Origin of the sequence: Neisseria sp. 74A18, from assembly GCF_001308005.1 — a bacterium.
Classification (GTDB): Bacteria; Pseudomonadota; Gammaproteobacteria; order Burkholderiales; family Neisseriaceae; genus Neisseria; species Neisseria dumasiana.
Window position 1 is genome coordinate 42,689 of the sequence record NZ_LGZA01000015.1, and the last position, 11,062, is coordinate 53,750.

Here is an 11,062-nt window from a genome sequence, read left to right on the forward strand (position 1 = left end):
CAAATGGCTTCTCAACTGGCAAATGCCATCCGTTTTCTTTCCGCCGACGCAGTTCAAAAAGCCAATTCCGGCCACCCCGGTGCACCGATGGGCATGGCTGAAATGGCCGAAGTGCTGTGGACGAAATTTTTAAACCACAACCCCGCCAACCCCAAATTCTACAACCGCGACCGTTTCGTCCTTTCCAACGGCCACGCATCGATGATTCTTTACAGCCTGCTGCACCTTACCGGCTACAACGTATCTATTGAAGACCTGAAAAACTTCCGCCAACTGCACAGCAAAACCCCCGGCCATCCCGAATACGGCTACACCGACGGCGTGGAAACCACCACCGGCCCGTTGGGGCAAGGCATTGCCAACGCAGTCGGCATGGCACTGGCCGAAAAAATCCTCGCCGCCGAATTCAATAAAGACGGCCTCGATATCGTCGACCACCACACTTATGTGTTCTTGGGCGACGGCTGCCTGATGGAAGGCGTGTCGCACGAAGCCTGCTCGCTGGCCGGCACTTTGGGCTTGGGCAAACTGATTGTGCTCTACGACGACAACAATATCTCCATCGACGGCAAAGTGGACGGCTGGTTTACCGAAAACATTCCGCAACGCTTTGAAAGCTACGGCTGGCATGTGGTGCCGAACGTAAACGGCCACGACACCGCCGCCATTCAGACGGCCATCGAAGCGGCCAAAGCCGAAACCGGCAAACCTTCCATCATCTGCTGCAAAACCTTAATCGGCAAAGGCGCGGCTACCAAAGAAGGCAGCCACAAAACCCACGGCGCACCGTTGGGAGCCGAAGAAATCGAAGCCACCCGCAAACATTTGGGCTGGAACCACGACCCGTTTGAAATCCCGCAAGACGTTTACGCCGCGTGGAGCGCCAAAGAAAAAGGTGCGAAACTCGAAGCCGAATGGAACGAAAAATTCGCCCGTTATCAAGAAAAATTCCCTGCCGAAGCCGCCGAATTCGTGCGCCGCATGGATAACAAACTGCCGGAAAACTTCGATGCCTATGTTCAGACGGCCTTAAAAGAAGTGTGCGACAAAGCCGAAAAAATCGCCACCCGCAAAGCCAGCCAAAACAGCATTGAAATCCTGGCCAAAGTATTGCCCGAATTTGTAGGCGGTTCCGCCGATCTCACCCCGTCGAACCTTACCGATTGGTCGGCAAGCAAAGCCGTAACCGCCGCAAACGGCGGCAACTATATCCACTACGGCGTGCGCGAATTCGGCATGGCCGCCGTCATGAACGGCATGACCCTGCACGGCGGCGTAAAACCCTTCGGCGCAACCTTCCTGATGTTCAGCGAATACGCCCGCAACGCCCTGCGCATGGCCTCGCTGATGAAAATCAATCCGATCTTCGTGTTCACCCACGACTCCATCGGCCTAGGCGAAGACGGTCCCACCCACCAACCCGTCGAGCAAACCGCCACCCTGCGCCTGATTCCCAACATGGCCGTATGGCGGCCGTGCGACACCGCCGAATCACTGGTAGCATGGGCAGAAGCCGCCAAAGCGGCCGACCATCCGAGCTGCCTGATTTTCAGCCGCCAAAACCTGCCGTTTATCCCGCGCAACCAAGCACAGTTGGATAACATTAAACGCGGCGGCTATATCATCAGCGAAGCCGAAAACGGCCAAGCCCAAGCCGTGGTAATCGCCACCGGTTCCGAAGTCGAGTTGGCTCTGAATGCACAAAAAGCATTAGCCGAACAAGGCATTGCCGTAAACGTCGTTTCCATGCCGTCAACCAACGTATTCGACCGGCAAGATGCCGCCTACCGCAACAGCGTACTGCCGCAAAACCTGCCGCGCATCGCCGTTGAAGCAGGCGTTACCGACGGTTGGTACAAATACGTCGGCCTGAACGGTGCCGTAGTCGGCCTCGACCGCTTCGGCGAATCGGCTCCGGCGGAACTGCTGTTTAAAGAATTCGGTTTCACCGTTGATAATGTGGTTAATACCGTAAAAGCCGTGCTGAAAGGTTAAGTACAGGTTAGTTGTGAAAGAGGCCGTCTGAAAAATATTTTTCAGACGGCCTTCTGATTTAAAAAGCGTTTACTTCTATACGCTAGAATATATGTTCTGATTATTCAATGACGTGCTTATGCAAGAGAATACCTAATAAATGCAAAGCTCATCTAAATTAGGAAGCGATTATACAAATGCCTTCTAATGACGTACTTGACCATTACCAAGCACTACCCATTTCTGCCCGGTAAGGCCATGTAATCCAACCGGCCCACGCACATGGATTTTATCGGTAGAAATGCCTATTTCCGCACCCAAGCCATATTCAAAGCCGTCGGCAAACCGGGTGCTGGCGTTTACCATCACGCTGGCACTGTCCACCATTCTCAAGAACCATTGTGCATCGGTATAAGATTCTGTAACGATACTGTCGGTATGATGACTGCCGTGCAGGTTGATGTGCTGAACGGCCTCCGCAATATTATCTACAACTTTTACTGACAACACAGGCGCAAGATATTCGGTGTCCCAATCTTCTTCCGTGGCGGTTTTGATATTGCTCAGTATATTCAAAGTCCGCTGGCAGCCGCGAAGTTCTACACCTTTTTCGGCATATTTCTCGGCCAACAGCGGCAAGATTTCTACCGCACGCGCTTGGTGTATCAACAATGTTTCCATCGTATTGCAAGTGCCGTAACGCGAAGTTTTGGCGTTAAAAGCGATATCTACGGCCTTTTGCGTATCCGCAGCTTGGTCAATATATACATGGCAAATGCCGTCGAGATGTTTGATTACAGGCACTCTGGCCTCGGCACTTATACGCGCAACCAAAGATTTACCGCCCCGGGGGATAATCACATCAATCAAGTCGGGAGCCTGCAACATGGCGCCTACGCTCTCTCTGTCGGTATTTTCAATAAAACATACGGCGGCAGTAGGTAAACCGTTTTCCGCCAATGCTTGCGAAATCAATTTTGAAATGGCCATATTGCTGTTAAATGCCTCACTGCCTCCACGCAACACACAGGCATTACCCGATTTTAAACACAAGGCAGCAGCATCTACGGTTACATTTGGCCGGGATTCATAAATGATGCCTATCACTCCCAAAGGCACCCGCATTTTACCGATTTGCAGGCCGTTGGGGCGGATACGGAATTCGTCCATTTCGCCAACGGGATCAGGTAAAGCGGCAATCTGGAGCAACCCTTCACACATGCCGTCTATTGTTTGGCTGCTTAGTTTCAAACGGTCAAGCAAAGCAAAATCCAAACCTTTGGCTTCAGCTTGCTTCATATCTTGAATATTAGCGGCAATAATAGTTTCTTGATGCTGTTTGAGTAATTCTGCCAAACGCAGCAAAGCAGAATTTTTTTGTGCGGTAGATGCGCCGGCCAGCTCGTAGAAAGCCTGTTTTGCAGATGTTGCGGTATTGCGGACATACTCTTTTATAGCACTCATGATAATCATTTGTAATAATTAAAAAATAATAAAGTTTGAAATCTTTGCAAAATCCTAAATGCGGATGCGATCCAAAAAGTAGCAGCACAGCCGGCGCAGACATATCACACAATAGACAAGCTCACACAATAGACAAGCGGGCGGGCAGCGCACAACGCAGAAATACGCCGCAGATAGATAGGGGCAAAGGTTTCCGTCTGAAAATATATATTTAACCAAGCAAAACAAAGATTTTTGCTTGGTTTCAAGCCATTCATTCTAACATAATATAGCATCAATCAACTTAACTGCATTCGTTGTCGTTTTTGCTTTTGTGCAAAGCCCGATGGAAGTATCGAACCATTGTATAACTTCAAAACCACTGAAGAATCCCCTACACATCCTATGATATTTAGAATGTGTAGGGGATTCTTCAGTGGTTTTTCACAGAGAGAAGGGAAGATGCTTTTTATTGATTTACAGACGATAGACTTCATAAATCACAGCAAAATTCTTGATGTGATGCGTACTGCAGCATGCTCATCGAAAGTCAATAAAGCGGCATTCCTGCTATGTCCGAGAAGGCTTGCAAAAATATTGGCCGGAAATGATTGCCGCATCGCATTATATGAACGTGCAGAATTATTGTAATTGTGTTTAGCGTAAGCTACACGATTTTCTGTGCAGTCTAAAATATCAATTAAATCCGATATCAACTTGTCTTTTTTTAATTCGGGATAAGTTTGAATGGCAGATTGTAAATTGGATAAAGCCTCATTTAATTCAGTTTCAACCGCCCCTAAAGAAGAAACCGAACTTTCATCAAGATTGGCAGATGCCGCCGATAAAACCGCTTGCGCGCGCAATCTAGCGGAGGATACTGCAGACAATGCAGCTTCATCCCTTTTCAGATAAATTTTTGAAGCATCTACCAAGTTTGGAATAATGTCATGGCGGCATTTGAGCTGGTCATGGATATTGGCGAAAGCATGAATATATTGTTTTTTCCCTTTTAATAATTTCCGATTGATAACGATCAACAATAATGCACAGAAGATAACAAAAGAAAAAGTGAGTATAGAATCCATCATAAAACACCTTTCATTTTTATAATTGTAAATGCCTTTGTTACATGTTGTTTCTGTGGTTATTATAACAATAATTTTTACAAAATGTAAATAATTTTTAAATTTTATATTTTTTATTACTGAAATTCACAATTAATTACACTTTGGTGTGTATGCTGACTTCTAGGGCGGTGTACTGCGATTAGTTAAGATGGCAATTACCAATTGCCGATTCCAAACTAAGGCTCAACTTTTGCGGTGCCGAGAACAATCTCCATGTCGTTTTCTTCGGTTGTAGTCCATTCTCCCGAAATCCGTATATTGGCTATCCGTTTTCTTGCTACTAAGCCATATACGGCTGCCGCATGAGGCCACCATCTGTTTCCGGCGTTTTCCATAAAATGGAATAATTTGATGGCATTCTTTGTTTGCACCGGAGGCAGATATACCATAAATCGCCCCTGTTCTATTTGAAATCCGGCTTTAGAAAGTTGGTTTTTCAAATCAGAAAGAGCATGGCAATAGTGCGCTTCCGGCAAATATTTGCCATTAAACCAATTACGGAAACGCCATAAGGAATAAGGATTGAAACCGGTCAAAACCAACTGTCCTTCCGGAGATAAAGCGCGAAAAGCTTCTGTAAGAATATACGGTGTCGATAAACTGTTATCTAATGTATGAGGCATGACTATTAAATCTAAAGATCCCCGTTCCCAAGGCCATGCCATCGAATGCATGTGAATATCTCTACCTACGCATATGCATTTTTCAGACGGCATCAACCATTCTTCCATTCCGAATTGAACGGATTTACCTAAAAAAGTAGAGCTTGAGATGTGCTCGAAGAAATGTCGTTCTAAGGACGATGTGTAAATCCCCATTTCAGTATCTGTGAACCAGTGTAATAATTTCTCATATTCCATCTGCAGCACCTCTTGCCAAACAGTCAAAAATAAGTTTTGAATATACCTTCAAAAATATTCCCGACCAATATGATTTATCATGTAAATATATAAATTGTTTCAAATATTTTACAATATCTTCTTGACTGTATTCTTTCAAAATATTAACATCTCCCCCATTATAAATTAACCATTTAGAATTATTTGAGACTATGGCGAAACTGAAATCAATAGCCTTAGCCGTAACCGGCGTATCGGCAGTTTCGGGTGCTGCTTATACTCATGCGGCACCTTCTACTCAAACAGGTATGGCGATGATGCGTTTGAACTCATCACTACTCGACCAAGAGCAAAAAAATATTTCTTCAGGCAGCTTATGGAATGTCATGCGTAAAGATTTCCGCATGACCGAAGTTAATTCTGAATTGGTTCGCCGCCATGAAAGCAAATTTTCTGCAGGTCGAGCTTATTTCGACCGCACCATCAACCGCAGCAAACCTTATATGTATCATATTGCCAATGAAGTTAAAAAACGCAATATGCCTGCGGAAATCGCTTTACTTCCCTTTATTGAAAGCGCGTTTGTTACCAAAGCCAAATCTCATGTTGGCGCTTCTGGTTTATGGCAGTTTATGCCTGCTACCGGTCGCCATTTCGGTTTGGAGAGAACTTCTCAATACGATGGACGTCATGATGTTTATGCCGCTACCAACGCAGCATTAAATTATCTTCAATATCTCCACGGCATGTTTGGTGACTGGTCGCTCGCTTTAGCCGCATATAACTGGGGTGAAGGTAACGTAAGTAGAGCAATCAAACGTGCCCGTGCGCAAGGTTTAAACCCGGTTTACGAAAATCTTCGCATGCCTGCCGAAACTCGCAATTATGTTCCCAAATTGCTGGCTGTAAGAAATATCGTCAATAATCCCCAAGCCTTTGGTATGGGGTTGAGTGAAATTGAAAATAAACCTTACTTTAAAGCAGTTGCACTGGACAAGCCGCTTGACACAAATTCAATCGCCAAAATGGCCAACATCAGCGAGAGTGAATTCTTAGCTTTGAACCCGGCGTTTAATGGCTCTGTATTTGTCCCCAAAGAAAACCGTAAACTTCTTTTACCTGCTCATGCTACTTCTACTTTCGAGAAGAACTATCGAAGCATTAGAAATGATATTCAGCTTGCTTGGGATAATGACTCAACCGACCGCAAGTTCACAGGCAAAGCCGCTATTGATTCAGCCATCAATATTGCTGCATTAACCCAACCAAGCAAAAAAGAGGTTCATACTTCTGAAATCTTACAGGTTGCGCAAGCTACAAACATTCAACTTCCCGAACGCTACGAAATTAATGTAGTGACCGTTCAGCAAATTAACGGTATTTCTGACAGTAAACAAGTAGAATCTAATTCTTCGCCGATTACCATCTTGGCAGCTAAATCAGAGCCGGTTAAAGAAACTGCTGAAGTTTCAGCATCTCCCGCTTCCATTTCAATTGCAGCTTCTCTGATTGCAGAAAATTCATTGCCAGCAGATGCTATTCAGGTTGCCGTAGCAGAGCCTTTGCCGTTGCCCACCCAAACATCGGCCACACCTGCTCCTGAAAAACCGGCTCCTTCGGACGAGCCTGTTGATGTAGCCGAAAATAACATCACCTTGCCAAGCCGTTCTCAAGCATCTTCAGAGGCGGAAGATCCTTTACTTGCTTTAGTGGATGATGCTGCACAACAACGCTTAAATGCTGCTGAAAGTGTGAAAAACAGTTTGGCACAATTTGAAGCGGAATCGGCTACTAAAGCCCGTACCGACCGAATTGTTGTCAGCCGTGCAAAACAACAGCAACGCACTGAAACCCGATTGGCTCGTGCCAATGCCGCTGCGAAACTGGCAAATAATACTCACCGCGTAGAAGCAGGGGATACGTTATTTAATATTTCCCAACGCTACAATCTCAGTGTTGCTGATTTGATCACGGTAAATAACATCAAAGGTAACAGCATCCGTAAAGGCCAGGTGCTGAAAGTTACTGCGGCATCAACCCAACGTAATGCCGTCCGTAATGTTTCTTATACTGTGCGTAAAGGTGATACTTTGAACACCATTGCAAGCCGCTTCAATGTGGACATCAATGATATCCGCCGTTGGAACCGCAATACCCGCACAGTGACTCCAGGCCAACGTTTGAAATTGATGGGTAGCTGATTTTCTCTCACATTATTTAGCTATCAAAAAAAGCACCTGAAAATTCAGGTGCTTTTTTTGACATGATTAGTTCTTTATTTGAGAAATAACTAAATCTAAAAATAGTTAATTTCAAGCTGAGTTCAGTTATTTTTCAAGCTTAACTTTTAAGCGCAATAATTCGGTAATATCGTCCTCACCCTGCTGTTCTTTGATTTGACGCTGTGCAGCCATATAGCGTTCGTATTCGGCTTCTGCTTTAGCATCGGCCTGTTTTTTGCTGATTTTACCTGCACCTTGCAGCACTTCGCGCTCATTAAACGCTAAAAATTGATCCAACTTTTCAGTCCAATCCTTTAAAAATACTTGCTTTTTTCTCTGTGCCTGATCTTCGGCAAAATCCAGCCACATGGTGACGATGCGGTTTAACTGGCTGATTTCTTTTTCGTTTAAATAATTTTTGGCCGTTTTAATATCTTTTTTACGAACTACGCCATCTGTTGTATGCGTTAAACCCATTAACGGTTTGGAAGCATCCGCACGCCGATAAACCAGCTCCGCAGCAGTATGCTCGGTCGCTGCAAAATGCAGTTTGTTTTGAATGGTTTTAAAAAATTGCGTGGTTTCTTTAAAGCTGAGTTGATAATCCGCAGCCAGCGCAAAAATCTCACGCACACGTAAATACACCCGCTTTTCACTGGCGCGGATATCACGAATGCGCTCCAGCAATTCATCAAAATGATCCGGTGCAGGCAAGGTACCCACCGGCGGATTTTTCAGGCGCTCGTCATCCAGTACAAAACCTTTTTGCAGATACTCGCCCAAAGTACGCGTTGCCCATTGGCGGAACTGTGTACCGCGCGAAGAGCGCACACGATAGCCGATGGCGATAATCATCGGCAGGGAATAATGGGCGATTTCGCGGCTTACTTCTCGCCCCCCTTCGATTTGAACTGTCAACTGAAAGTTGACAGTTGCCACTTCCAACAATTCGCCTTCTGCTAAAACAGCGGAGATATGCTTGCTGATATTCTGCTTGCTGGTTTGATACAGTTCCGCTATTTCCAACTGCGTCAGCCAAAGCTGATTGCCCAATTCGCGTAAAACAAATTGGGATAGGCCGTCTGAAGTGGTGTAGAGGATTAATGTATTGTCGGTCGTCATATTTTTTCCTTTTCAGACGGCCTTATCAGCGTGATTCTTGATTGTTTTGCTGGATAACGGATTGGGTTGCCGCGATTTTTTTATCGGCATATTGAACCACGTCCTTAATCACCAGCTATTGTACTGCAGAAAGCAAGGTCTGCATATAAGCATAGTCAGGGGAGTTATGTTTTTGGGGCAACTGCATTTTAATTTTCAAGCTTTGCGAACTGCGTAATTTTTTACCGTAAGAGAATTGCCCTTCTACTGCTTTTTGCATTGAAGTAGTCAAAAATAACATAATCTCTTTTGAAAAATTACGCTCACTATTCCAGTATACGCCGGTATCGTCTCCGGCACCGTAATTATAATTACGGTAAAACGCATTACCAAAAATATCTAAAGTAATTGAATTCTTTGGAAATCTGGCAACCGGATTTGCAATATATCCCACCACTCCCGTATTAGTTACACCTGCCATTACAAAAGGTATATGGCCTGCAATTTGATCATCTTTTTTCAGACGGCGTCCTTGCTTAATTTGGTCAAATACATTATCAAAACTGAATGATGAGAAAATCGTTTTATTGCATTCCAATTGTGCCAATGCCTGCTGCTCTTCAGCCGTCAGGGTATAGTCTTTCAGTCCTGCGGCTGAAAGATAGGCTTCCAGTTCGGCGGAACGTCGAGCTTCCAGCTCGGCCACGAAATTTTCCATAAAGTCAAGGGCTAATTGGCTGTTTTTGATGGGAAGTTGAATCTTTTTATTTTTAATTTTTGCCCATGAACACATATTTTCATAACCAAAAAATCGACTTAAAAAATGTAGTGAACTCGATAAAAATAGTCCTTGCTTTGCATTGATTTCTATATTTGCCTTCAAACAAAAAACTCTAGCGTGAGTAACCATTTTATAAGGAAAATCACGATAGAAAGCGGTACCAAACATATCTACCGTAATTGTATTTTTTGGAAAAATTTTAGCCTCAACATCTGTTTTTCCTAAGATGCCATTATTGCTCATGCCTGCAGTAATAACATAATTCCCCAATCCGTTGACATGTTCTTTCTTAATGTCAAAATCACCATTAAAGCTATCAAAAATATCTTCAATCCTAAACTCTCCCCACTCAACCGATTCCAGCATTTCGGTTAAGCGGGCATCTACTTTTTTAAATGTTCGTCCTGATTTTCAGACGGCCTTTTAAGCAATTGCGAAACTTCCCATGCCAGATAATCGGATACGGTTTTCTTGAAGTCGGCCAAAGTCGGGCGGGTATCTACGGGCGCGGTTTGGTTCCAGTCGGCACCTACTTTTGCATTATGGGCACGCAATGCAAGTAATTCGCTGTTTTCCTGTTGATACCTGTTTTCCTCATCACGGAAACTCTCTTCCGCATCCTGCAATTCTTGCTCTGCATTTACCAATGCCGCTTCCCATTCTTGTTTCTCATCTTGATGTTTGTTTTTTTGTAGTTTTTTAAGAATTGATTGATGTTTTTTTTGAGCCTGCTCTCTATATTGCTCTGCCTCTTCCATACACTCTTTGGCAAATTTTGTTTTCTGTTCTTGCAGGCTTGCATCTAATTCAGTTGTAATACAGCCTGAGACCTTTGCAAAACCCTCAAAAATCCTCTAAATTCCCACTCACATCAAACTCCGAGAATTTAGAGAATTTTGTTCATGAGCAGCTTTTTGCACACCGATGCCCTCAACCATATCGAAAAACATCTCGACCGCTTCCCACTCATCAAACTCGACCGTATTCTTGACCGGACACCCATCGAACAATACCTCGCCGGCCGCAAAACCCGCTATGTGCGCGACAACGGCGGCCGTCCCGCTTATCCCCTGTTATCCATGTTCAAAGCCATCCTGCTCGGTCAATGGCACAGCCTTTCCGACCCCGAACTCGAATACAGCCTCATCACCCGCATCGATTTCCAACTCTTCTGCCGCTTCGACGACTTTTGCATTCCCGACCACAGCACCCTCTGCCGTTTCCGCAACTGGCTGGCGCAAGACAACACCCTGGCCGAACTGCTGGATCTGATTAACCGCCAACTGACTGACAAGGGCTTAAAAGTAGAGAAAGCATCCGCCGCCATCGTTGACGCCACCATTATTCAGACGGCCGGCGGCAAACAGCGTCAGGCCATCGAAGTGGATGAAGCAGGCGTTGTCTGTGGCGAAACAACCCCCAGCAAAGACCCGGATGCCAGGTGGATCAAAAAAGACGGCCGCTTCCATCTGGGCTACAAACAACACACCCGCACCGATGCGGACGGCTATATCGAGAAACTGCACATCACCCCGGCCAATGCTCATGAGTGCAAACACCTGCTGCCATTAC

The 11,062-nt window shown here is 45.1% G+C and carries 9 protein-coding genes; 3 read left to right on the forward strand and 6 right to left on the reverse strand.

Translation table 11 applies throughout. From position 1 onward, the window contains the following. Positions 1–3 precede the first annotated feature (3 nt). Entirely contained in the window at positions 4–1,995 is a 1,992-nt protein-coding gene (gene tkt / locus AKG43_RS06230; protein WP_054599701.1) for a transketolase, read from the forward strand. A 183-nt stretch (positions 1,996–2,178) separates the two neighbouring features. Here tkt and AKG43_RS06235 read toward each other — a convergent pair whose 3' ends face one another. The 3 genes from AKG43_RS06235 to AKG43_RS06245 form a co-directional block, all read right to left on the reverse strand. Then, positions 2,179–3,438 carry a glutamate-5-semialdehyde dehydrogenase gene (locus tag AKG43_RS06235; RefSeq protein WP_054599712.1) on the reverse strand — a complete coding sequence of 420 codons (1,260 nt, stop codon included), beginning with the start codon at positions 3,436–3,438 and terminating at the stop codon, positions 2,179–2,181. 479 nt (positions 3,439–3,917) lie between these two features. Next, the gene (locus AKG43_RS06240; protein ID WP_054599702.1) at positions 3,918–4,508 is read right to left on the reverse strand and encodes a LemA family protein; all 591 of its coding nucleotides are present in this window, start codon (positions 4,506–4,508) and stop codon (positions 3,918–3,920) included. A 215-nt stretch (positions 4,509–4,723) separates the two neighbouring features. Further along, positions 4,724–5,407, reverse strand: coding sequence for a class I SAM-dependent methyltransferase (locus AKG43_RS06245; RefSeq protein WP_054599703.1), 684 nt, complete (start codon positions 5,405–5,407; stop codon positions 4,724–4,726). 191 nt (positions 5,408–5,598) lie between these two features. Here AKG43_RS06245 and AKG43_RS06250 point away from each other — a divergent pair, with 191 nt between their 5' ends. After that, the gene (locus AKG43_RS06250) at positions 5,599–7,587 is read left to right on the forward strand and encodes a transglycosylase SLT domain-containing protein (RefSeq protein WP_054599704.1); all 1,989 of its coding nucleotides are present in this window, start codon (positions 5,599–5,601) and stop codon (positions 7,585–7,587) included. A gap of 126 nt (positions 7,588–7,713) precedes the next feature. Here the strand turns inward: AKG43_RS06250 and AKG43_RS06255 are convergent, their stop codons facing one another. The 3 genes from AKG43_RS06255 to AKG43_RS06265 all read right to left on the reverse strand — a co-directional run bounded on the left by AKG43_RS06255 (position 7,714) and on the right by AKG43_RS06265 (position 10,248). Beyond that, positions 7,714–8,730, reverse strand: coding sequence for a virulence RhuM family protein (locus AKG43_RS06255; protein ID WP_054599705.1), 1,017 nt, complete (start codon positions 8,728–8,730; stop codon positions 7,714–7,716). A 115-nt stretch (positions 8,731–8,845) separates the two neighbouring features. Next, positions 8,846–9,856, reverse strand: coding sequence for a restriction endonuclease subunit S (locus AKG43_RS06260; RefSeq protein ID WP_197273127.1), 1,011 nt, complete (start codon positions 9,854–9,856; stop codon positions 8,846–8,848). Positions 9,857–9,873: 17 nt separating this feature from the next. Then, positions 9,874–10,248 carry a hypothetical protein gene (locus AKG43_RS06265; RefSeq protein ID WP_054599706.1) on the reverse strand — a complete coding sequence of 125 codons (375 nt, stop codon included), beginning with the start codon at positions 10,246–10,248 and terminating at the stop codon, positions 9,874–9,876. 144 nt (positions 10,249–10,392) lie between these two features. Between AKG43_RS06265 and AKG43_RS06270 the strand changes: the two genes are divergently transcribed. Then, the coding region (locus tag AKG43_RS06270) for an IS5 family transposase (protein ID WP_054599707.1) at positions 10,393–11,062 on the forward strand (670 nt) is incomplete at its 3' end.